The sequence below is a fragment of the Simplicispira piscis genome (genome assembly GCF_054783455.1).
In genome coordinates, this window is record NZ_BAAGQN010000019.1 from 1 (window position 1) to 22,534 (window position 22,534).

Annotated in this window: 23 protein-coding genes; 12 read left to right on the forward strand and 11 right to left on the reverse strand. The window is 64.9% G+C overall.

The genetic code is table 11. From position 1 onward, the window contains the following. Positions 1-45 precede the first annotated feature (45 nt). From ACYVOC_RS14845 to ACYVOC_RS14860, 4 genes are read right to left on the reverse strand one after another with little or no spacing between them, the layout of a single operon-like run. Entirely contained in the window at positions 46-708 is a 663-nt protein-coding gene (locus ACYVOC_RS14845; RefSeq protein ID WP_461162302.1) for a hypothetical protein, read from the reverse strand. Further along, entirely contained in the window at positions 705-1,088 is a 384-nt protein-coding gene (locus ACYVOC_RS14850) for a hypothetical protein (protein ID WP_461162303.1), read from the reverse strand. The genes ACYVOC_RS14845 and ACYVOC_RS14850 overlap by 4 nt, the downstream gene beginning before the upstream one ends. Positions 1,089-1,090: 2 nt before the next feature. Next, positions 1,091-2,260 carry a hypothetical protein gene (locus ACYVOC_RS14855; RefSeq protein ID WP_461162304.1) on the reverse strand — a complete coding sequence of 390 codons (1,170 nt, stop codon included), beginning with the start codon at positions 2,258-2,260 and terminating at the stop codon, positions 1,091-1,093. A 45-nt stretch (positions 2,261-2,305) separates the two neighbouring features. Continuing rightward, positions 2,306-2,527, reverse strand: coding sequence for a hypothetical protein (locus ACYVOC_RS14860; protein WP_461162305.1), 222 nt, complete (start codon positions 2,525-2,527; stop codon positions 2,306-2,308). Between ACYVOC_RS14860 and ACYVOC_RS14865 the strand changes: the two genes are divergently transcribed. Both ACYVOC_RS14865 and ACYVOC_RS14870 read left to right on the forward strand, forming a co-directional pair. Further along, positions 2,526-2,921 (forward strand): antitoxin Xre/MbcA/ParS toxin-binding domain-containing protein, encoded by a 396-nt coding sequence (locus ACYVOC_RS14865; protein ID WP_461162306.1) that lies wholly within the window; start codon positions 2,526-2,528, stop codon positions 2,919-2,921. The genes ACYVOC_RS14860 and ACYVOC_RS14865 overlap by 2 nt on opposite strands. 12 nt (positions 2,922-2,933) lie before the next feature. Further along, positions 2,934-3,647, forward strand: a complete 714-nt coding sequence (locus ACYVOC_RS14870; RefSeq protein WP_461162307.1) for an RES family NAD+ phosphorylase — start codon at positions 2,934-2,936, stop codon at positions 3,645-3,647. 30 nt (positions 3,648-3,677) lie between these two features. Here ACYVOC_RS14870 and ACYVOC_RS14875 read toward each other — a convergent pair whose 3' ends face one another. The 4 genes from ACYVOC_RS14875 to ACYVOC_RS14890 all read right to left on the reverse strand — a co-directional run bounded on the left by ACYVOC_RS14875 (position 3,678) and on the right by ACYVOC_RS14890 (position 7,366). Then, positions 3,678-4,376: an anaerobic ribonucleoside-triphosphate reductase activating protein gene (locus ACYVOC_RS14875; protein WP_461162371.1), complete on the reverse strand. Its 699-nt coding sequence runs from the start codon at positions 4,374-4,376 to the stop codon at positions 3,678-3,680. 43 nt (positions 4,377-4,419) lie between these two features. Continuing rightward, positions 4,420-4,608 (reverse strand): anaerobic ribonucleoside-triphosphate reductase, encoded by a 189-nt coding sequence (gene nrdD / locus ACYVOC_RS14880; RefSeq protein ID WP_461162308.1) that lies wholly within the window; start codon positions 4,606-4,608, stop codon positions 4,420-4,422. A 172-nt stretch (positions 4,609-4,780) separates the two neighbouring features. After that, positions 4,781-6,799, reverse strand: a complete 2,019-nt coding sequence (locus ACYVOC_RS14885) for a ribonucleoside triphosphate reductase (RefSeq protein ID WP_461162309.1) — start codon at positions 6,797-6,799, stop codon at positions 4,781-4,783. A 156-nt stretch (positions 6,800-6,955) separates the two neighbouring features. After that, positions 6,956-7,366: a hemerythrin domain-containing protein gene (locus ACYVOC_RS14890; protein ID WP_116005600.1), complete on the reverse strand. Its 411-nt coding sequence runs from the start codon at positions 7,364-7,366 to the stop codon at positions 6,956-6,958. Between the two features lie 175 nt (positions 7,367-7,541). Here ACYVOC_RS14890 and norR point away from each other — a divergent pair, with 175 nt between their 5' ends. The 6 genes from norR (at position 7,542) to ACYVOC_RS14920 (ending at position 14,112) form a co-directional block, all read left to right on the forward strand. After that, positions 7,542-9,116: a nitric oxide reductase transcriptional regulator NorR gene (gene norR / locus ACYVOC_RS14895; RefSeq protein WP_461162310.1), complete on the forward strand. Its 1,575-nt coding sequence runs from the start codon at positions 7,542-7,544 to the stop codon at positions 9,114-9,116. A gap of 190 nt (positions 9,117-9,306) precedes the next feature. Next, positions 9,307-10,929, forward strand: a complete 1,623-nt coding sequence (locus ACYVOC_RS14900; RefSeq protein WP_461162311.1) for a methyl-accepting chemotaxis protein — start codon at positions 9,307-9,309, stop codon at positions 10,927-10,929. Positions 10,930-11,021: 92 nt separating this feature from the next. Beyond that, entirely contained in the window at positions 11,022-12,311 is a 1,290-nt protein-coding gene (locus tag ACYVOC_RS14905) for an AAA family ATPase (RefSeq protein ID WP_461162312.1), read from the forward strand. Beyond that, positions 12,304-12,867: a hypothetical protein gene (locus ACYVOC_RS14910; RefSeq protein ID WP_461162313.1), complete on the forward strand. Its 564-nt coding sequence runs from the start codon at positions 12,304-12,306 to the stop codon at positions 12,865-12,867. The genes ACYVOC_RS14905 and ACYVOC_RS14910 overlap by 8 nt, the downstream gene beginning before the upstream one ends. Positions 12,868-12,873: 6 nt before the next feature. Continuing rightward, the gene (locus ACYVOC_RS14915) at positions 12,874-13,551 is read left to right on the forward strand and encodes an RNA ligase family protein (RefSeq protein WP_461162314.1); all 678 of its coding nucleotides are present in this window, start codon (positions 12,874-12,876) and stop codon (positions 13,549-13,551) included. An 18-nt stretch (positions 13,552-13,569) separates the two neighbouring features. Further along, positions 13,570-14,112, forward strand: coding sequence for a DUF1697 domain-containing protein (locus ACYVOC_RS14920; RefSeq protein WP_461162315.1), 543 nt, complete (start codon positions 13,570-13,572; stop codon positions 14,110-14,112). A gap of 102 nt (positions 14,113-14,214) precedes the next feature. Here the strand turns inward: ACYVOC_RS14920 and ACYVOC_RS14925 are convergent, their stop codons facing one another. Next, complete coding sequence (locus ACYVOC_RS14925; protein ID WP_461162316.1) at positions 14,215-15,648, reverse strand: diguanylate cyclase domain-containing protein; 1,434 nt, start codon at positions 15,646-15,648, stop codon at positions 14,215-14,217. A 189-nt stretch (positions 15,649-15,837) separates the two neighbouring features. On the opposite strand from ACYVOC_RS14925, the gene ACYVOC_RS14930 reads away from it, so the two are divergent. The 4 genes from ACYVOC_RS14930 (at position 15,838) to ACYVOC_RS14945 (ending at position 20,233) form a co-directional block, all read left to right on the forward strand. Beyond that, a complete protein-coding gene (locus ACYVOC_RS14930) occupies positions 15,838-17,037 on the forward strand; it encodes a threonine ammonia-lyase (protein ID WP_461162317.1) in 1,200 nt (399 codons plus the stop codon). A gap of 68 nt (positions 17,038-17,105) precedes the next feature. Beyond that, complete coding sequence (locus ACYVOC_RS14935) at positions 17,106-17,252, forward strand: hypothetical protein (RefSeq protein ID WP_165829139.1); 147 nt, start codon at positions 17,106-17,108, stop codon at positions 17,250-17,252. Positions 17,253-17,367: 115 nt separating this feature from the next. Continuing rightward, on the forward strand, positions 17,368-18,069 hold the full coding sequence (gene queC, locus ACYVOC_RS14940) for a 7-cyano-7-deazaguanine synthase QueC (protein ID WP_461162318.1): 702 nt from the start codon (positions 17,368-17,370) through the stop codon (positions 18,067-18,069). Positions 18,070-18,361: 292 nt separating this feature from the next. Beyond that, entirely contained in the window at positions 18,362-20,233 is a 1,872-nt protein-coding gene (locus ACYVOC_RS14945; protein ID WP_461162319.1) for a phosphoenolpyruvate carboxykinase (GTP), read from the forward strand. A 76-nt stretch (positions 20,234-20,309) separates the two neighbouring features. On the opposite strand, the gene ACYVOC_RS14950 is transcribed toward ACYVOC_RS14945, so the two are convergent. Next, positions 20,310-21,710 (reverse strand): 4Fe-4S binding protein, encoded by a 1,401-nt coding sequence (locus ACYVOC_RS14950; RefSeq protein ID WP_461162320.1) that lies wholly within the window; start codon positions 21,708-21,710, stop codon positions 20,310-20,312. Continuing rightward, positions 21,707-22,525 (reverse strand): FTR1 family iron permease, encoded by an 819-nt coding sequence (locus ACYVOC_RS14955; RefSeq protein ID WP_461162321.1) that lies wholly within the window; start codon positions 22,523-22,525, stop codon positions 21,707-21,709. The genes ACYVOC_RS14950 and ACYVOC_RS14955 overlap by 4 nt, the downstream gene beginning before the upstream one ends. Positions 22,526-22,534 lie beyond the last annotated feature (9 nt).

Genomic DNA, 22,534 nt, shown 5'->3' on the forward strand with positions numbered 1-22,534 from the left:
GTTTGACTTCTTCATGGCTCAATCCTCTCAGAGAAAAGAGCCTCCTCAAAACCCGGGGCGATTCACAGCCTTTTTGGCTGCAGACTTGCGGGCCGATTTGTCCTTTGGCTTGTGATACAACGCAACGCCCATCGTCCGAACCTTGAAGTCCGTCCCAGAGCTTTCCAACTTGTGGTCCGAGTAGAAGGCCAGTTGGTTCCGCGTGCAGTCCACGCAGGCATGGCCCTTTGAAGTCAGTTCTTCACGCCAAGTGCCGAGCTTGCCCCGTGCGTCCGGTGTCGCAATCATGTAGAAGATCAGGCCACCATGGTTGTGGGCGAAGTTACCCGAGGCCGGGACATACCTCGTAGTAAGTTGGAGGAAGCCTTCGCGGAAGTTCCCGTTTTTCTTAGCCTCGCCGATCCAGGAAAATTCGCCCATCTTCACTGACAAGTCAACGTGCCCGCCGGTCTTGCCGTCGGCGACAGCGTCATAGCCGAGAATGCTCAGGCCGTTGAGCACCTCGGCGCTCAAGCGATCCTCGCTGTCGGTCTGGCGAAGCTCCGGGCCGCTTTGCATCCGGTAAATCAACTGGTCAATGTCGTCATACAGCTGGCCGACGAACTCCTCGTAAGTTCCTTCCTCACTGATCTTTGCGCGACGTAGCGATGCCTGGACGGCGCGTTTCGACGAGTAGCGTTCAAAGTCTTGTAGCGAAATCGATGTCATCGAGCCGCCTTCTGCTGAAGGCCGGCACCCGGTGTAAAGCACACCAGGATTTCCGATTCATCGATCGGTTCGCCGTACTCGGGGTGGATGACTTCTTCGCCTCGTGAGTAGTGATTAACCTCGTCATCTGGAAGCTCCAAGAAGCTGCCGTTGAACTCATACATCAAGCAGGTTTTCAGGACCTTAAGTTTGGGGCTCGACAGGTACAGCAGTGCCTGTGACAAGACGGCAGGGTCGTCCTGCTCAGCGAACTGCCGTAAGTCGTCGAAGGTGTAGTGGTCGAGGTGATCCTCGCGCGAGGCCAGCGCCTTCCAAACGTGCAGGCACGCGTCCCTGACGCCGGGCTCGTGAGCCCAGTCGTCCTGGATGATCCCGGTCACGTTCACTTCGTCCTTCGAGGTAGTCGGCGCAGAACCTGATCGGCGATGAAGTCATAGTCTGCACCGTCCAGGCAACCTAGGAACTCGGCAGTGGTCACAGCCCGCAACTTGCCTGAGTAGATCGCCCGAACGCTACCCTTCAATTCCAGGTACAGGTCACCCTTGGGATGTTTGGCTGGCCAAGTGATGCCGATCGTGTACGGATCGACCTTGTCAACGTGCTGCTTGCCACCGACGTGGAAGCTATCCTTGCGGAAGTCCTGTGTACGCGTGCGATGAATCTGACCGTGGTTGTTCGACGAAGACGCCTGGCTGGTGGCGACGAAGCCAAGGGCTGTCACTCGGCCGCAAGCTGCGTCGAGATACATCGGGTTGATAGCCGGATGCAGGTTCATCAGGCCAACGCCGACAGCACCCTGACCGATGAACTTCGTTGTGGCTCGGTTGAACTCGGTCATGACGCGAGCAAAGGCCGGGCTATTCTTATCCTCGGTCATGCCCGGCTGGAAGTCGATGCGGAACTCGACTAGGTCATTGGCAGCATCCACCACCACGGTGTCGAAGCACGGCACCAGCCGCGTCTTGACACCGATGACCTCCTCGTACTCCTCGAAGAGCTTGACTTGCGCTGCGCCCATCTTGGTGATGTCCAGCGGTTCGCGCGTTGAGTACGCCCGGGTACTGAAAAACTGGAGGTACAGCTTGTCGGCTTGCAACTCGGCGGCCAGCAACCTCGGCGCCAAGTTCTTGTAATGTTCTAGATCGGCTTTGCGAGTCGGTGTATCGAGGATGTCGAAGGGCCTACTGTGCAGAACAGGGCGAAGATCATCGACCGCACGCTTGAGCGCCCACTCCAGCACCAGAGCCTTGGCGTCCTCGTTCTGCTCCCTCAGGTCGAAGAAGCTGACGTGCTTGTTGCCGACGTAGGTGTGCCAGCGGGCGGCTGTGGAAAGCGACTTGAAGGCGCTGGTCCAGATGGCGTCGCTGTAGGAATCCTCGCGGGCGTGAGCCAATGTCTCTCGCCAGCCACGGCTCACGTGAATGCCCGTCGCGGAAATGATTGGCCTGGCAGTCGACCACAACATCCGTGTCTCCAGGAGTTCGAGGATCGCCACAACCTGTTCGCGCGTGGTTTCAGATCCAGAATCCAGCTGTGCTGGTTGTCCGCTCATGCTTATCCCTGATTTCACTTTGTTCGCACCATGTTACCCCGCCGCTTAAGGCTGTAGCGTTTTGGATGCCAACTTGGTGAACAACGCGCTACTTCCGCTTGCCATCCCGGAGGCCATGCCGCTGGCGAGCAGGCGGCGCACCGTGTCGAAGCCGCCGAGCGCATGGGCGATGAGGCCAATTTGTTTTGATAAAAACAAAATTTGTTTGATAAATGCCTTTTTGTTAAACTCCAAAACCAGACCAAGCCAACACAAGGAGCCCACCATGGCTGCAGTAGCGGAACGAGAAGTGACCGCGTCACAAGACCGTGGCGCTCTGGCCAAGATGGTCATGGCTTTGCTCGACCATTGGAAGTTGAGCACCGAGGATCAGGCGGCATTGCTGGGCATTGCCGCCAGCAACCGGGCCGCCTTGTCCAACTACCGCAGTGGAAAGCCCATTGGCACCAGCCGTGACCAGTACGAGCGTGTAGGCCACTTGCTGGGCATCCACAAAAACCTGCGCTTGCTGTTTCCTCAAAACCGTGACCTGGCCTACCGTTGGATGACCTCCCGCAACAAGGCCTTCGACAACCGGACGCCTGTCGAGGTGGTGAAGGAATGGGGGTTCGCGGGCTTGCTGATGGTGCGTGGCTACCTCGACCGCGCACGTGGCGTTTGAACGGGCCACCGAATGAGTTCGCTGTTTGCCCACACCCAGCTGGCAGACATTCACCGTGATGTGGTTCGCAACATCGTGTCCCTGCGGGAGTCGCAGGATCTCTTCGATGACCTGACGGATGACCCGGCCGAGTGGCTGCTGGCGCAGAAGGTGGAAGACGAGGTCAAACCACCACTGTATGCATCGCGCACGCCCCTCATTGATCGGCCCTTCGAAGATGCGCAATGGTTCAACGCCATTCAATGGCCGTTCAAACACTGGCAGACCAGCCGGTTTTCTGATGGCTCCTTTGGTGTCTGGTACGGGTCGGAGTCGGTCGAAACCACGGTGTATGAGTCGGCCTACCACTGGTATCGGGGCTTGCTCAGTGATGCAGGCTTTGAGCAGATGGCGGTCATCGCAGAACGGAAGGTGTACTGGGTGGCTTGCAACGCGGCTCTGCTCGACTTTCGCCAAGCGGCCGAAACACAACCCGACCTCTTGCACCCCTCGGACTACACGTTTTGCCAGGCTGTGGGTGCGCGGATTCACCGCGAGGGGCATCCCGGCCTGCTGACGCCGTCGGTTCGTCGCCCTGCCGGAGAAAACCTGGCCATCTTCAACCCCGCTGTGCTTTCCAACCCCCGGCACAACTGCCAGTTGACCTACAGGCTGGAGGGCGGGCAGATCGTGGTGGAAAAGCAGCCCGGTACAGCGTGGATTGCGTTGAGTGCAGCAGACCTTTGACGTTTTGCCCATTCTTGTGCGTCAGCCCCCTCACCCCCGCCGCACCACCAACCCCGCAAACCGCGCCCCCAGCCGCTCTACCTGCCCGGCCGTCAAGGCCCACCCAGAAACGCCCGGCGCGCGGCATTCCTGCAGCGCCCAGTGGGCCACGCCCGCATCGGCCAGCGTGTCGGCCAGGGCGAACAAGTCATCCACGCTGAAAAGGCCCGCATGCCAGGTGGTGCGGCACTCATAGGCCACGCCGCTGGCGAGCAGGCGGTGCAACGATTCGAAGGCTTTGGCGCCGCTGCCGGGGGTGCGGGTGATGGCGTCGTAGGCGTGCAGCGGGCCTTTGATGTCCAGGCCCACCCAGTCGAGCAGGGGCAGCAGCGTGTGCAGGCGCTCGGGGTACATGCCGCCGGTGTGCAGCGCGGTTTGAAAGCCCAGGGCGCGCACCTCGGCCAACGCGGCGGGCAAGGCGGCTTGCAGCGTGGGCTCGCCGCCCGAGAAGACGACGCCGTCGAGCAGGCCCTGGCGGCTTTGCAAGAAGGCCAGCACCTCGGGCCAGGGCACGGTGGCGGGGGTGGTGGCGTTGAGCAGTTCGGGGTTGTGGCAGTAGCCGCAGCGCCAGGGGCAGCCTTGGCCATAAAGCACGGCGGCCAGGCGGTCGGGGAAGTCGATGCTGGTGAGCGGCGTGATGCCGCCGATGCGCAGTAGCGCTGCATCGGCGTGTGCGGCGGGTGCAGTCACCACGGGCACCGGCACGGGCCGGTGCGGGGGGTGGCGTTGCAGGTCAACGGCCACTGGGGGTTTCAGCAAAGAATTGGCGCTCGTGGTGCTCGCCCTGCTTGCCGATGTTGAAACTGGCGACCGGGCGGTGGTAGCCCATCACGCGGGTCCAGACTTCGCAGGGCTGGCGCTCGGCGTCGCTCAGTTGCACGTCGGACAAGGCTTGGTGCTCGGTGGTGGAAAAGTGGCTCATGGATGTTCTCCTTCAGGGTGAAAAGGGGGCATGCCGCAGCGTGTGCTGCGCCGCCCGGGGGCAACGGAGGGGCAAGGTCCCGCCGTTGATTTACTATTGAATCAATAGCTGCTTGCGCTTGATGGACAAGCGCTAGATGCCAATTTGACTCATATTTTTTGCATCACTGCATTCACGCCGCGAGTGCGGTGCGCTTGGCCTGCAGGCGCTCTTCGTCGCAGGTGGGGCAGAACTTGTGCTCGCCCGCCAGGTAGCCGTGCGTGGGGCAGATCGAGAACGTGGGCGTGACCGTGATGTAGGGCAGGCGAAAGCGCGTGAGCGAACGCTTGACCAGATCGCGGCAGGCGGCGCCGCTCGACAGCCGCTCGCCCATGTACAGGTGCAGCACGGTGCCGCCGGTGTATTTGCTCTGCAGCAGCTCCTGGCGCGCCAGGGCTTCGAACGGGTCGTCCGTCCAGCCCACGGGCAACTGTGAGGAGTTGGTGTAGTACGGCTTGTCCGCCGTGCCCGCCTGCACGATGGCGGGCCAGCGCTTTTTGTCCTCTTTGGCAAAGCGGTAGGTCGTGCCTTCGGCGGGCGTGGCCTCCAGGTTGTAGAGGTGGCCGGTTTCCTCCTGGAACTGCGTCATGCGTTCGCGCACATGGTCGAGCAGGCGCACGGCCAGCTGGTGGCCGCGCTCGCTGGTGATGTCGTGCGCGTCGCCGGTGAAGTTGCGCACCATTTCGTTGATGCCGTTCACGCCCAGCGTGCTGAAGTGGTTGCGCAGCGTGCCCAGGTAGCGCTTGGTGTAGGGGAACAGGCCCTGGTCCATGAGGCGCTGGATCAGCTTGCGTTTGATCTCCAGGCTCTGCTTGCCCAATTCGAGCAGGCGGTCCAGCGCGGCCAGCAGCGCGGGCTCGTCGCCTGCGTGCAAATAGCCCAACCGCGCGCAGTTGATGGTCACCACGCCCAGGCTGCCGGTCTGCTCGGCGCTGCCAAACAGGCCGTTGCCGCGCTTCAAGAGTTCACGCAGATCCAGCTGCAGCCGACAGCACATGGAGCGCACCATGTTGGGCTCCAGCTCGGAGTTGATGAAGTTCTGGAAGTACGGCAGGCCGTACTTGGCGGTCATCTCGAACAGCAGTTGTGCGTTCTCGCTCTCCCACGGGAAGTCTTTGGTGATGTTGTAGGTGGGGATGGGAAAGGTGAACACGCGGCCCTTGGCGTCGCCCGTGGTCATGACGTCGATGTAGGCGCGGTTGATGAGGTCCATCTCGGCCTGCAGATCGCCATAGCAGAACGGCATTTCCTTGCCCGCAATCACCGGCACCTGCTCGCGCAGGTCGTCGGGGCAAATCCAGTCGAAGGTGAGGTTGGTAAACGGCGTTTGCGTGCCCCAGCGGGACGGCACGTTGAGGTTGTAGACCAGCTCCTGGATGCACTGGCGCACGCTGGCGTAGTTCATGGCATCGACCCGCACATAGGGCGCCATGTAGGTGTCGAACGACGAAAACGCCTGCGCGCCGGCCCACTCGTTTTGCAGCGTTCCCAGGAAGTTGACGATCTGCCCCACGGCGGAACTCATGTGTTTGGGTGGCCCGGCCTCGACCTTGCCGGGCACGCCGTTCAGGCCTTCGTTGAGCAACGTGCGCAGCGACCAGCCCGCGCAGTAGCCGCTGAGCATGTCGAGGTCGTGGATGTGGATGTCGCCATTGCGGTGCGCCTCGCCAATTTCTGGCGTGTAGACGTGCGAGAGCCAGTAGTTGGCCGTGACCTTGCCCGCCACGTTGAGGATCAGGCCACCGAGCGAATAGCCCTGGTTGGCGTTGGCGTTCACGCGCCAGTCGGCGCGGGTGAGGTATTCGTTGATGGAGGACTCCACGTTCACCAGCGTCTGGTGGTCGGCGCGCAAGGTGGCGTGGCGGTCGCGGTAGGCGATGTAGGCGCGGGCGGTGGCCAGGTGGTTGGCGGCGATCAGGGTCTGCTCGACCACGTCCTGGATCTGCTCGATGCCCGGCGCTTCGCCATGGAAGCGGTGGACGAGCACCTTGTCCACCTGCGCGGCCAGCAGGGCGGCTTCGTCGCCCGCAAATTCGCCGGTGGCGGCGCCTGCACGCTCAATGGCCGAGAGGATCTTGCGGGCGTCAAAAGGGGCGCGCTCTGCGCTGCGTTTGATGACCTCGCGGGGCAAGGCGGTGACCGGGGTATCCATGGGCGTCTCCATCGTTGGAATGCAGCAAAACACTACATATAGCGTTCACAATACATTCAACACACTACAGGTAGTTTGATGAAGAACAAACAAGCCCGCCACGGCAAGGCGCCGAGGCGGGCCTGGAACGGGCCGGAACACCTTGCTGGGCGCGGCTTACAGCGCCTCGATGCGCGGGTAGAAGTCGTGGTTCTCGCGCTGCATGCGTTCGTGCACCATGCGCAACACCTGGTTGGCATCGTCGCGAAAGCCCTGCTCGTCGCGGCGCACGCTCTCAGGCCGGTTCCAGCGGCGGGCAAAGGCCTCATAGGCCTGGGCAATGGGGCCCATGTCGCGCTGGTACTGCTGGCCCATGCGGGCCAGTTCGGCATTGCTGCCGCGCTGCAGGGCTGGGTACAGGGCCTGGTCTTCTACCGCCAGGTGCAGCTTGATGGTGGAGCTCATGGTCACCACCAGCCGGGCGATCTCGGTGGCGTTGTGCGCTACCCCCGCGTGCGCCAGGCGGCGCAGCGTGGCAATGCTGCCCAGAATGTTGACGTGCTGGTGCTTGAATTTGTCGATGTTCATGGTGAAAGCTCCCAAGGGTGATGAAAACAGGGGCACGTAGGCATGAAGCCGCCGTGGACTGCTACTCTTTTGCACACTTCGGGCCAGCCCAGGCCGCCATAAGAATCAAGGGTTTACACCAATCGCGGTTATCTTTACCCTCCAAATCAATGGTCATTGATACCATCGAAGGGTTATGAATACCCTTTTTGAAGCCCCCTGGCTGGCCGACCTGACCACCGAATTGCCGCCCAACGTGCGCCTGCAACGCCTGATCGGCGGCCTGCGCGCACACTTTTGCTGCGGCGCCGTGGCCCTGCTGCGGCTGGAAGAAGAACACCTGCGCCCGGTGGTGGTCGATGGCCTGGTGAGCGAATCACTGGGCCGCCGTTTTGCCGTGCACCAGCACCCCCGCCTGGCGGCCCTGCTGGCACGCAGCGAGGTCACCTGCTTCGACCACGACAGCACCTTGCCCGACCCCTACGACGGCCTGCTCGACGCCCTGGTGGGCGAACCCCTGCCAGTGCACGACTGCATGGGCGTGGCGCTGCGCATGGACGGGCGCCCCTGGGGCGTGCTGACGCTCGACGCGCTGCAGACCGGCACCTTTGACGACGCTGCACGCGCTGCGCTGGCGCAGTGCGCGGTGCACGTTGAGGCCGCCATCCGCATGACCCGCCTGGAGCAGGAGAACCAGGCCCTGAGCCGCGCCGGCAGCCCCTATGCGGGCGACGCCACCGACGAGCCCGCACTGCGCGCCGCGCTGGACGAGGGCGAAATCCTGGGCCAAAGCGAAGTGCTGACGCGCCTGCTGCAAGAGATGAAACTGGTCGCCACCTCGGACCTGCCGGTGCTGCTGCTGGGCGAGACCGGCGTGGGCAAAGAGCTGTTTGCGCGCCTGCTGCACCGCCACTCGCCGCGCCGGCACAAGCCGCTGGTGCACGTGAACTGCGCCGCGCTGCCCGAATCGCTGGCCGAGAGCGAGCTGTTCGGCCACCGCCGGGGCGCCTTCTCGGGCGCGGTCACCGACCGGCCCGGGCGCTTCGAGGCGGCCGAAGGCGGCACACTGTTCCTCGACGAAGTGGGCGAGCTGCCCCTGAGCGTGCAGGCCAAGCTGCTGCGCACGCTGCAGAACGGCGAAATCCAGCGCCTGGGCGCCGACGAACCCCGCCGCGTCAACGTGCGCGTGGTGGCTGCCACCAACCGCCACCTGCGCGACCTGGTGGCCGCCGGGAGTTTCCGCGCCGACCTGTACCACCGCCTCTCGGTCTACCCCGTGCCCATACCGCCGCTGCGCGAACGCGAGGGCGATGTGCTGCTGTTGGCCGGGCGCTTTCTGGAGCAGAACCGCGCCCGCCTGGGGCTGCGCAGCCTGCGCCTGTCCAGCGCGGCCCAGGCGGCGCTGCGCGGCTACCACTGGCCGGGCAACATCCGCGAGCTCGAGCATGTGATCAGCCGCGCCGCCCTCAAGACCCTGAGCCGGGGCGCCAGCCGCCATGCCATCGTGACGCTGGAGCCCGAGGTGCTCGACCTGGACGCCCTGCAGGGCGCGGGCGCACTGCCCGCTGCTGCGGCACCTTTGCCGCCCACCGCCTTGCCCGCAGCGGCCCCTGCGGCCCGCACGCTGCGCGAAGCCATCGACACCTGCCAGCGCCAAAGCATCCAGGCCGCCCTGGAGCAGCACCAGGGCCACTGGGCCAACGCAGCACGCCAGCTGGGCCTGGACGCCAGCAACCTGCACAAGCTGGCGCGGCGCCTGGGGCTCAAGTAAAACTATTGTTTTGATAGCTTCCACCGATTGATGGATAAGCGTTTACAGCACTTTTACCCCATTCTTTGTACGCCGCCATCCACTGGCCCACTGAGGAACGCCACAGTTGATGCTCTGCCTTGCGGGGCGTAGCCTTGGCTGCGCGTCCGGCGATGTGATCCGGACAACATATTCCAACGGAGGGACAAGCATGCAACTCATTTCTGTGCGCAGCCTGGCGGCCCGGCTTTCGCTGGGTTTTGGTGTGATTCTGGCGCTGCTGCTGGGCATGGCCGTGCTCTCGCTGCTGCGCATGCAGGCGCTGTCGGCCACGCTGGAGGACATCACCGTGCACAGCGCCGCACGCTCGCAAACGCTGGATGTGATGGGGCGCAGCGTCTCGCGTTATGTGCAGACGCTGGGCGATCTGGCCAACACCGACCTCGAAGGCGGCCCCGCCGTGCTGGCGCAGGCGCGCAGCACGCTGGCCCAATACGACGCAGCGCAGGCGCAGCTGGAAACCCTGCTGGCGGGCGACACCCCAGCGCTGGCTTTGCTGGCGCCCGTCAAGACCACGGGCGCCGCCGCACGCGAACTGCTGGCGCTGGGCGAGCAACTGACCGCCGGGCGGGGCGACGCGGCCATGGCCTTCCAGGTGCGCAACGAATACGGCAAGGACACCTTGCAATGGAGCGCACGCCAGCAGGCCTGGGGCAATGCCGTGGACGCCCTGAGCGACTGGCAGGACGCCGCCAACGCCACCAGCTCGGCGCTGGCCACGGCCGATGCCCGCACAGCGCGCGTGCTGATCATCGTCGGCGCGCTGGTGGCCTTTGCGTTTGGCAGTGCCCTGGCCTGGTGGCTGGTGCGCGACACCCGCGCCGCCGTGCGCGAAGCCGTCGAGGCCACCCGCCGCATGGCCCGGCACGACCTCTCGCAGCCCATCGACACGCACCGCCAAGACGAGATCGGCGGCCTGCTGACCGCGCTGGAGACCATGCGCCAGAACCTGCTGGAGCTGGCCACCGGGGTGCGCCAGGCGTCGGACGACATCAACAACGCCAGCGGCGAAATCGCCCAGGGCAGCCAGGACCTGAGCGACCGCACCGAAGACGCCGCCAGCACGCTGGAGACTGCGCTGGCGTCCATTGCCCAGCTCACCGCGTCGGTACAGGAAACCACCGCCAGCGCGCAGGAAACGCAGCAAATATCCACGCAGACCAGCAGCGTGGCGGCGCGCAGCGGCAGCGAGATGGAGCAGGTCGTCTCGACGATGCGCGAGATTGATGCGGCCTCGCACAAGATCTCCGACATCATTTCCATCATCGACGGCATTGCGTTCCAGACGAACATCCTGGCGCTCAACGCCGCCGTGGAAGCCGCCCGCGCGGGCGAACAAGGCCGGGGCTTTGCCGTGGTGGCCAGCGAGGTGCGCGCCCTGGCCGGGCGCAGTGCCGCCGCCGCCAAGGACATCAGCACCCTCATCCACACCTCGCTGGCCAAGGTGGCTTCGGGCACACAGCAGGTGGGCCGCGCAGGCCAGACCACCGCCGAGGTGGCCACCGCGGTCGAGAGCGTCTCGGGCCGAATGTCCAGCATCGCCACCGAGGTCCACCAGCAAAGGGGGCGCATTGGCGAGGTCAACCAGTTTGTCGGCCAGCTCGACCAGATGGCGCACCAGAACGCCGCCCTGGCGGAAGAGTCGGCCGCCGCCGCTGCATCGCTGCGCCAGCAGGCCAGCCAGTTGGCCCTGCTGGTCAGCAAGTTTGAACTGGGCCGCCCCCAGGCCGCCGCACCAGGGCGCACACCGTTGCGGCTGAAAAATCAACATTGATAGCTGCTGGCGCTTATTACATAAGCGCTAGAGGCCATTTTGGCTTCAAAACCGCAAGCCAAACCCTGCCTTGCGCATAAGATGGGCTTGCGATGATTGACCAACTCCACCTCCAAAACCTCAAGGCCTGGCGCGACAGCGGCCCGGTGCAACTGGCGCCCGTCACCATGCTGCTGGGCACCAACTCGTCGGGCAAGTCCACGCTGCTGCAAAGCCTGCTGCTGCTCAAGCAGACCGTGGCCTCGCCCGACCGCACCGTGCACCTGAACCTCGGCGGCGACGAGGCGCACGACGTCGTTCACCTCGGCGGCTTCGACGACGTGCTCGCGCGCGGCGTGGCGGCACCGCGCCAGTTCTCCATCGCGCTCAGCTTCCAGCGGCCCGAGGGCGAGCGCGTGCGCCACGGGCGCTTTGCCTGCAGCTATGGGCAGACGGCCAGCGGTGCCGTGGCCATCCAGGCGCTGGAGCTGTCCACCGTGGCGCGGCGTTTTCGGGCCGTGCGGCGCGAGCGTGGCGCGTACGCCATCTATGTGGACGACGAGCCCCGGCCACGCGGCAAGGGCCCGCAGCTGGCGCCCGAGCGCTCCATCGCCTTGAGCGCCGAGGCCCTGGCCCTGCTGGGCAGCGACGGCACGCACTTGCAAGACCTGAGCCTGGCCCTGCGCCGCGAGCTGGAGGGCATCGTTTACCTCGGCCCGCTGCGCCGCCGCCCCGAGCGCGACTATGTGTGGAACAAGACCGCGCCCGGCGAGGTGGGCAGCGACGGCCACAAGGCCATCGACGCGCTGCTGGCCAACACCCTGCTGCCGTCCGAACACCAGGGCAGCGTGCTGCGCAGCGTGTCGCACTGGCTGCAGCGCATGGGCATGGCAGAGCAGCTCAGCGTGCGCGCGGTGGGCCGCTCGGGCCGCTACGAGGTGCTGGTGCACCACGACGGCGTGGTGGCCAACCTGCGCGACGTGGGCGTGGGTGTGTCGCAGGTGCTGCCGGTGCTGGCCGTGGCCTACTGCGCTCCGCCAGGCAGCACCGTGCTGCTGGAAGAGCCCGAAATCCACCTGCACCCGCTGGCCCAGGCCGTGCTGGCTGAAATGTTTGCCGAGGTGAGCCAGCAGCGCCAGGTGCAGTTTCTCGTCGAGACGCATTCCGAGCACCTGTTTCGCCGCATGCAGACCCTGATTGCCCGGCGCCAGGCCAGCACCGCGCAGTGCCGCATGCTGTTCGTCGAGCGGCGCGGCGCCGATGCCGTGCTGGTGCCGCTGGATGTGGACGAATTCGGCGCCGTGCGCAACTGGCCGCAGCACTTCTTTGGCGACGCAATGGGCGAAGCGCGCGAGCAGGCCCGCGCCCGTGCCCAGCGACTTCGGGAAGCATCCAGTGGCTGAAGCGAACGCTCTGCAGGCTCGTCTGGTAGACACCAACGTGCTCATCGTTGCCAGCGCGGCCGACGAGGGCTCGCCCTTTGGTGCCGAATCCACCCCCATCGAAGAAGCCGCGCTGCGCCAGCAGGTGTTCGACTGGCTCGAAGCCTTCGTGGCCAACCCCACGCGCCACGCCGTGCTTGACGTGGACTGGCATGTCTGCGGCGAGTACCGCCACAAGCTCACCGAGCAGGACTACGGCTGGCTGGCCATGATGCACAAGATGGATCGCGGCGAGGTGGTGTGGGTCGATGTGCTGCTCGACAAGAACGGCAACGCCGTGCTGCCGCCCGAGCTGGCCGAGGCGGTGACAGACCTGGCCGACCGCAAGATGGTGGCCGCCGCCCTCGCCGCGCTCGATGCAGGCCACCCCACCCGGATCACCAACGCCGCCGACACCGACTGGATCGACTGCCAACAAGCCCTGCGCGCCGTGGGGCTGGAGGTGGAAAACCTGCTGCCCGACTGGCTGCAGGCACGCTGGCATGTCAAACACCCGCGCATCCGGCGCGCAAAATAGGCACTTATGCCCGACTTCTTCCGCTTCCCCCACACCCCCCACATTGCCTGGCTGGCCACGGGCGCGCCGCGCGACGACAAAGTGCTCTCGCCCGCCGAGGCCGAGGACATCCTCAGCGGCCCGGTGGTGCTGGAGGAAAAGCTCGACGGCGCCAACCTGGGCTTCTCGGTCTCGCCCGACGGTGTGCTGCGCGCGCAGAACCGGGGCCAGTACCTGCCCCAGCCCTTCCACGGCCAGTTCGCCCGCCTGGGCCCGTGGCTGGCCGCGCACGAAGACAAGCTGTTCGACGCCCTGGGCACGCACCTGGTCGCCTTTGGCGAATGGTGCGCCGCGCGCCACTCGCTCGACTACGCCACCCTGCCCGACTGGTGGATGCTGTTCGACGTGTACGACCGCCAGGAGCAGCGCTTTTGGAGCACCACACGCCGCAACGCCTGGGCCGCGCAGATGGGCTTCAACACCGTGCCGTGCCTGTACACGGGCGAGGTCACGCTGGACCAGCTGCGCGACTGGGTGCACGCCCACGACAGCCAGTTCCGCCAGGGCCCCCTCGAAGGCATCGTGGTGCGCCGCGAAAACGCCGACTGGCTGGAGAACCGGGCCAAGCTGGTGCGCGCGGACTTCACGCAGACGATAGAGGCGCACTGGCGAAGCCGGGCGCTGGAGTGGAACCGGGTCGTCTGACAGCGCCGGACGGTTGGCATGACCACCTTCATCGCCCTGCTGCGCGGCATCAACGTTGGCAAGGCAAACCGCGTGCCCATGGCGGAACTGCGCGCCCTGCTGTCCCGGCTGGGCTATGCCGGCGTGGCCACGCTGCTCAACAGCGGCAATGCGGTGTTCCAGGCCGCCAGCGGTACGCCCACCCAGCACGCCAACGCCATCGCCCGGGCGCTGGCCGGGCAGATGCAGGTCGAGGTGCCGGTCATCGTGGTGACGGCGCAAGAGCTGGCCTCCATCGTTGCTGCCTGCCCGCTGGGCGCCGGGACGGCCGACCCTTCACGCCTGCTCGTGGCCTTTGCCCAGAATGCACGGGCGCTGGTCACGCTGGAAGCCCTGCGCCCCCTGCTGGTGCCACCCGAGCGGCTCGAGATCGGCCCCCAGGCGGCCTACCTGTACTGCGCGGGCGGCATCCTCGAAAGCCGGGCCGGCAAGGCCCTGCTCGGCCGGGCGGGCCAGGCCGTCACCACCCGCAACTGGGCCACCGTGTGCAAGCTGCAGGCGCTGGCCATCGTGTCGACATAAACCACTTCCTGATCGGCTCCGAGGAGCAGGCGCTCGGCGCCCTGTTCGGCCCGGAGTACGCGGCGTACCGGTCCAGCGTCCGCTGCTGGATCTGAAGAGGGGTCAGCCGCTTCCACCGGAGCTTGGCGCAAAGCAAATCCGGTTGCGGCCCTCTTCCTTGGCCTGGTACATCGCAGCGTCGGCCCGGTCGATCACGGTATTCTGGCTTTCGTCGCGCCCGTGGAACACCGCTACGCCAATGCTGGCGGTGCACTGGTGTCTGAGGGCCGGGGCGGAGGGTTCGGAGCGCAGCACATAGGGCTCGGCCAAGCGGGCGCGGATTTTCTCGGCGATGACGGCGGCTTGCGCGGCGGCCTCGTCCTGCTGCATGTCCAGCTCGCACAGCAGCACGACGAACTCGTCGCCGCCAAAGCGGGCCACGGTGTCGGCTTCGCGCACGCAGGCTTTCAGGCGCTCGGCCACTTCGATCAGCAGCAGGTCGCCCACGCCATGGCCGTGGGTGTCGTTGAGGGGCTTGAAGTTGTCGAGGTCGATGAACAGCAGCGCGCCATGGCGGCGGCTGCGTTTGCTGGCCGACATGGCCTGGTCCAGGTGCTCCAGCATGAGGCGGCGGTTGGCCAGGCGGGTGAGCGGGTCGTTAAAGGCGAGCTGGCGCACCTGCTCTTGCAGGCGCTTGCGCTCGGTGATCTCGCGGGTGATGCCGTGGTAGCCGATGATCTCGCCCTGGGCGTTGCGGTCGGGCTTGGACAGCACCTCGCCCCAGATCAGGCGGCCGTCCTTGCAGCGGTGCTGCACCTCAAAGTTCAGAAACCCGACGGGTGTGCTGGCCGCCTCTTCGAGTGTCCGGCGCTTGATCATGTCTTTGACCTGCACCACGCCTTCGTCGTTGAACATTTCAAAGACATGGTGCCCCACCACTTCGTCGGCCCGAAATCCGCGCAGGCGTTCGTCCGCCGGACTGATGTAGGTGACGACGAGGCGGCTGTCGGTCTTCCAGAGAACATCCTGCGCATCTTCCGTCAACATGCGGTAGAGGGCCTGGCTTTGGTGCAGTTCCTGGGTGCGTTCGTCCACCAGGGCCTGCAAGGCGCTGTTTTGCTCCTGCAGGCTTTTGAGGGGATAGACCTCGCCGTCCTGCGCGCTCCGGTACGGAATGGAAATGCCGCTGTGCACGATCATCCACTCGGCCCCTTCCTGGCGAAAGACCAGCACCAGCCGCGCGACTTCTCTGGACAGCAGTTGGCCGTCACTGGGCAAATGGATGTGGAAAAAGGCGGTGACCATCACCACGCCATCGCTCAGGTCTTGCAGCGCGAGGTCGATCATCTCGATGCGGATGCGGCCCGGCACCTGCGAGAAGTCTTGCCGGGTGATCCGGATCCATTCCTCACGGTCCTTGATCAGCACTTTCCCACTGCCCGGGTAGCCGCTGAAGTTCTCGCTGAAGCGTTCGGTCAGGCGGTCATCCCGAGTGGCGTACATCTCGATGTACTTGTCGAACAACTCACGAATCTTGCGCTGGCGATCCGGGTGCATGGTGTGGGAGACCTCTATGGTGATCAGTAATCTGGCCAGCCTACATTGTCACTGCGAGGCGCTTTTTTGGATACACCTCGTTACTGCGTGCCGATTTCTCGCGCACGGCCAGGCGCATTCCAGCGGAGTTTGGGCACGCCCCGTAAAAATCCATCCCACCATACGGCATTCCCCGCCACAATGTTGGGCATGATTACCCTACAAGACATCCAGGACGCCGCATCCCGCCTACAAGGCCAGGTGCTAGACACCCCCTGCGTCGAGTCCCGCACGCTCTCGCAGATCGTGGGCGCGCAGGTGTTCCTCAAATTCGAAAACCTGCAGTTCACCGCCTCGTTCAAGGAGCGCGGGGCCTGCAACAAGCTCACGCTGCTCACGCCCGAAGAGCGCGCGCACGGCGTGGTGGCCATGAGCGCGGGCAACCATGCGCAGGGCGTGGCCTACCACGCGCAGCGGCTGGGGCTGCGCGCCGTCATCGTGATGCCGCGCTTTACGCCCGGCGTGAAGGTGGAGCGCACACGCGGCTTTGGCGCCGAGGTGGTGCTGCATGGCGACACGCTGGAAGAAGCCCGCCAGCACGCCTATGCGTTAGCCGACGAACAAGGCCTGACCTTTGTGCACCCCTATGACGACGAGGCCGTGGCCGCGGGCCAGGGCACGCTGGGGCTGGAGATGCTGCAGGCCGTGCCCGACCTGGACACGCTGGTCATTGCTGTGGGCGGCGGCGGGCTGATTGCGGGCGTGGCCACAGCGGCCAAAGCCATCAAGCCGGGCATCGAGATCATCGGGGTGCAGACGGTGCGCTTTCCTGCCATGGTGAACGCGGTGCAGGGCACGCATTACCCGCAAGGCACCTCCACCATCGCCGAAGGCATTGCCGTGGGCACACCGGGCACCATCACCCAAGAGGTGGTGCGCCGACTGGTGAATGACCTGGTGCTGGTGGACGAGGGCGACATCGAGCAGGCCGTGCTGATGCTGCTGGAGATTGAAAAAACCCTGGTGGAAGGCGCCGGTGCCGTGGGCCTGGCCGCGATGCTGCGCCACCCCGATCGCTTTCGCGGCAAAAAGGTGGGATTGGTACTGTGCGGCGGCAATATCGACCCGCTGTTGCTGGCGGCCATCATCGAGCGGGGCATGGTGCGATCCGGGCGGCTGGCGCGCATCCGTGTAAGCGCACGCGATGTTCCTGGTGCCCTGGCCCGCATTACCGCGGCCCTGGCCGAAGTGGGCGCCAACATTGAGGAAGTACACCACCAGCGCGCGTTCACCATGCTGGCAGCGCAGAACGTGGAGATTGAACTGGTGCTGCAAACCCGCGGCCACACCCACGTGGAGGAAGTGCTGGAACACCTGCACGCCGTGGGCATGACCGCCACCAAAATGTAGGCGACCAACACGTTTGCAGCCCAGCCGCTAGAATTTGACCCAATATTGCCTTTTCGGAGACCCATACCATGTCGCATTCCAACACCAGCCACACGCCCGCCACATCGTCCGACGACCCGGTGGAGGCCATTGTGCAATACATCCCGGTGGTGTTGCCTGTGGTCGGCGGCATCATGATCTTTTTGCTGGCCATGATTGCCGTCACCATGGCCTGAATGGCGCTGCGGCCCCGCCGCTGCACCCCGTCGCCCCGCCCCTGCGGGGCTTTTCTTTTGGTGCAGCGCTGCGCCGCACGCGGCAAGACCGTTTTCTTGATCAAAGGAACCCATCATGCGCAACGGTCACGCCCTGGTACTGTTTTCTGGCGGCCAGGATTCCACCACCTGCCTGGCCTGGGCGCTGGAAAATTTCACCCATGTCGAAACGATAGGGTTTGACTACGGCCAACGCCACCATGTCGAACTGCAAGCGCGCCAGGAGGTGCTGGCGGCGCTGCGCACGGACTTCCCGCACTGGCAGCAGCGCCTGGGCGAAGACCACATGGTCGACCTGGCGGTGCTGGGCCAGATCAGCGAGACATCACTCACGCGCGCCACAGCCATCGAGATGGATGCCGCCGGCCTGCCCAATACCTTTGTACCGGGGCGCAACCTGCTGTTCTTCCAGCTGGCCGCCGCCGTGGGCTACCGGCGCGGGCTGCACACACTGGTGGGCGGCATGTGCGAGACCGATTACTCCGGCTACCCTGACTGCCGGGACGACACGCTCAAAGCCCTGCAGGTGGCGGTGTCGCTGGGCATGGGCCAGCGCTTCACCATCGAAACACCGCTGATGTGGCTGGACAAGGCCCAAACCTGGGAGATGGCGCGCGCACAGGGCGGCGCGCCGCTGGTGAAGACCATTATTCGCCTCTCACACACCTGCTACCTGGGCGAACGCGGCCCGTTGCACCCCTGGGGCCACGGCTGCGGCCACTGCCCGGCCTGCACGCTGCGACGCAACGGCTTCGAGCGCTGGCAGGCAAGCACCTGAGCCGCCGCGCATTATTTGCTGCGCATAACCTCATGCGTCTTTTGCATGAATCTTGCCCCTGTCTGACAGACAAGTGGGCAGCAGCTTCTTAAAATCGATGTCCCAGCCGACCCGCGGATTGCGTGACCTTGCCTCCACCCCGTGGGGCCTTCCCATGCAGCCGCCCGCCGACGGAGCACACAAGCCGTTTTCTCAAAGGCAGCGCTCAGCATTTGCACCAGCGCAGGCCTCGCAGTGACCTCGTTCGTCCGCTTCCTTTGAAAAAACTGTTTTTAACTTAAGGAAGCTCCCGATGAACGCACCCACCATGCAGGGCCTGAATCTCAACGCCCCCGCTTACGTCAAAAACGCTCGGCTGCTCGCCTGGGTGGCCGACATGGCCGCCCTGTGCAAGCCCGACAGCATCTACTGGTGCGACGGCTCCAAGGAAGAATACGACCGCCTGTGCCAGCAGCTGGTCGACGCCGGCACCTTCAAGAAGCTCAACCCCGCCAAGCGCCCCGGCAGCTTTCTGGCCTGGTCCGACCCGTCGGACGTGGCCCGCGTGGAAGACCGCACCTATATCTGCTCGGAAAAGAAGGAAGACGCGGGCCCCACCAACAACTGGATGGCTCCGGCCGAAATGCGCGCCACGCTGCAGCCCCTGTTTGACGGCTGCATGAAGGGCCGCACCATGTATGTAGTGCCCTTCAGCATGGGCCCGCTGGGCAGCCACATCGCCCACATCGGCGTGGAGCTGACCGACAGCGCCTACGTGGCCGTGAACCAGCGCCTGATGACCCGCATGGGCAAGGCCGTGTACGACGTGCTGGGCGTGGAAGGCGAATTCGTGCCCTGCATGCACACCGTGGGCGCTCCACTGGCAGCGGGCGAGAAGGACACCACCACCTGGCCTTGCAACCCCACCGTCAAGTACATCGTGCATTACCCCGAAACACGCGAAATCTGGTCGTACGGCTCGGGCTATGGCGGCAACGCGCTGCTGGGCAAGAAGTGCCTGGCCCTGCGCATCGCCTCCACCATGGGCCGCGACCAGGGTTGGCTGGCCGAGCACATGCTGATCCTGGGCGTGACCAACCCCCAGGGCAAGAAATACCACGTGGCCGCGGCTTTCCCCAGCGCCTGTGGCAAGACCAACTTCTCGATGCTGGTCCCGCCAGAGGCTGGTTTTGCCGGCTGGAAGGTCACTACCATTGGCGACGACATCGCCTGGGTCAAGCCCCATGCGGACGGCAAGATGTACGCCATCAACCCCGAAGCAGGTTATTTCGGCGTGGCACCTGGCACCAACATGCATACCAACCCCAACTGCATGCTGTCACTGAACCAGGACGTGATCTTCACCAACGTGGCCCTGACCGACGACGGCGACGTGTGGTGGGAAGGTATGGAAAAAGACACCGGCAAGCTGCCCGACCACCTGATCGACTGGAAGGGCCAGGACTGGACGCCGCAAATTGCCAAGGAAACCGGCGCCAAGGCGGCACACCCCAACTCGCGCTTCACGGTAGCTGCCACCAACAACCCGGCACTCGACCCTGCCTGGGACGACCCGGCTGGCGTGCCCATCGATGCGTTCATCTTCGGTGGCCGCCGCTCCACCACCGTGCCGCTGGTGACCGAGGCGCGCAACTGGCAGGACGGTGTTTACATGGCCGCCACCATGGGGTCAGAGACCACCGCAGCCGCCTTTGGTGCACAAGGCGTGGTGCGCCGCGACCCGTTCGCCATGTTGCCCTTCTGCGGCTACAACATGAGCGACTACTTTCAGCACTGGCTGGACATGGAGCACAAGCTCGAAAGCATGGGCCACACCCTGCCCAATATCTTCTGCGTGAACTGGTTCCGCAAGGGCGCCGACGGCAAATTTGTATGGCCCGGCTACGGCGAGAACATGCGCGTGCTCAAGTGGATGATCGACCGCATCGAAGGCCAAGTCGCAGGCCAGGAAACCATGTTCGGCATTGCTCCGCAATACAACGAGATCAACTGGACGGGGCTTGACTTCAGCGCTGCGCAGTTCGACACGGTCACTGCCATCGACAAGGCCGCATGGCTCGAAGAGCTCAAGCTGCACGACGAACATTTCGCCAAGCTGGCTTATCACCTGCCCAAGGAACTGCTGGAAACGCGCGCAGCCATTGAGGCCCGGCTCGGCGCCTGATCCTTTGGACAGGACAGGCCTGCCTCGGCAGGTCTGTAGTACACCAAGCCACCTGCGGGTGGCTTTTTTGTGTGCGTCAGAACGTGCTGGCCAGATCGAGCGCACGCACCCACAGCAGCGCGGGCACCGCGGCTGCTGCTGACAGCAACGTGGCGGCAATCGCCGCACGTCCACCCGGCACCGCTGCACGCCGCAGTTGACCCACGCTCAGGGCCAGGCAGGCCAGCCAAGCCAACGCAAGCAGTGTCAGCCGCGCCTGGGGCAACCACCCGAACACAATGCCCTCACTGCGCAGCTGCGTCAGCGTAAGCATGGACAGGCCCAGAAAGAGATTGGCCGCAGCCATGGGCACCAGGCCCAGCGACAGCACTTTCCAATCCAGCCGCGCCAGGTGCGCTGCCGCGGCAACGGCCAGGTGGGCACAGCCGCCTACCAGCACCGCACTGGCTGTGAGCCAGACCACGATGCCTGCGCCATCGAGCCAGGTGAACATGTCGGACGCCTGCGGGTAGTGCGTCAGCACCCACCAGGGTGCATTGTCGGAAAGCGGCCAGAAAATATCGCGCTCCACCAGCCAAGTGGCGGCCCATTGTTTGGCACGCACAAAGCCCGGCGCCATGGTCCACTGAAACGCCCCCAGCGCAAAACCCAGCATGCCGTAGAACAGCAGCAGTGCCTCATAGCGCCCCACGTCGCCCGGCTGGCTGGCCACAATTTCGCTGCCGGGCCAGCGCCATTGCAAGGCCACGGCATCGCGGTGGCCGCTGCAACGACCGCAGGCATGGCATTGCGAAGCGCTGGCAAGCGCACCTACGTTGAGCAACGGCGGGCAATCCACCGCCGGGGTATTGGTCGGCCGCAGGTCCCACGCGGCGCGATCGACCTTGAAGTGCAGTGGCGCCAGGCGTGCCAGCAAGGCAAACACTCCCGTCACAGGACACAGGTAGCGGCACCATACACGCTTGCCCCGGCCATAAACGATGCCCACCGCAATCGCAGCCACCGTGGACCCTCCAAGAATCACCAGCACCGGACCGGGGTACTCGTACACGCTGATGAGCTGCCCATACAGCGTGGTGCCCAAAAATCCCACCAAGGGCCAGCCAGGCCAGCGCATCCAGCGCGGAATGGCGCGACCGCGTCCAGGCCGCCCGGCAAATTCACTCAAGGCACCCTCGGGGCACATCACCCCACACCAGAATCGCCCTACCAACAGCATGGATGCGATAACGAACGGCCACCAGATACCCCAGAACGCGAACTGCGCAAAGCGCGTCAGGTGGTCCAACATGCGTGCGTCTTCGGGTGGCATGGGCAGAAATGCTGGTACCGCCACGAGCACGAAGTACAGCACCACGATAGACCATTGCACGAGCGCAATACGGCCCTTGTGGCGCGCCATCCCATCGCCCAGCCGAGCCAGCCGCGTGCGCGGCTTGGGACGGGGCGGTATGAAGTGCAGCGTGTGCGTACTCATGCGCAGGGCCGTAAAGCTGAGCGCCTGGACCACCCGTGCTGCGCGGCCATGACCACCCAAAAACCGAAGAAGACAACCACGTTGGCTGCCGCAGGCCGTGCACGGTAGCCCAACAGGTCGGCCAGCCACTTTCCCAAACCGCCGCCGTCATCCAGCCAGGTACTGGTATCCCAGAGTGGATCGGGGCCCGGTGGAATCCATTCCATGCCAATCAACCGATCGGTGCCCAGCACCAGCATGCCTGCGGCAAACAAAAGCAACAAACAGGCGCTGACGCGCAGTACCTGGTACTGCGGCAGCAGACGCAGACCCCGGGCGGCAGCCCACGCGGTGAAGGCGGCCAGCAGAAACCCTGCCGATGCTGAAGGCAGCAAAGCACTCCAGCCCGCTCCCGATGCCATGCCCTGCAGGAAGATGACGGTCTCGGCGCCTTCGCGCGCCACGGCGACAGCGGCAACGGCAGCAATGCCCCAGGCACCCCGTTGTTCGGCCGCGCGATCCAGTGCGCCTTCCATCGCACGGCGAAGGCCACGTGCATGGCGCCGCATCCACAGCACCATGTGCGTCATCAGCACAGCGGCAAACAGAATCAGCGATGTCTGGAAGATCTCCTGGCCCTCGTCCGAAAGGCTGCCCAATGCACCCTGCATCACGGCGGCCAGCGCCAGTGCCAACGCCACGCCCGCGGCAACACCCGCCCAGAGCCCGCCGCACACGCGACCGCCGCGTCCTTCGGCCCATGCGGCCAGAATACCAATGACCAGCATGGCTTCGAGGCTTTCACGCCAGACGATGACGAAGGCATTCAAGAGCATGCAAGGCCG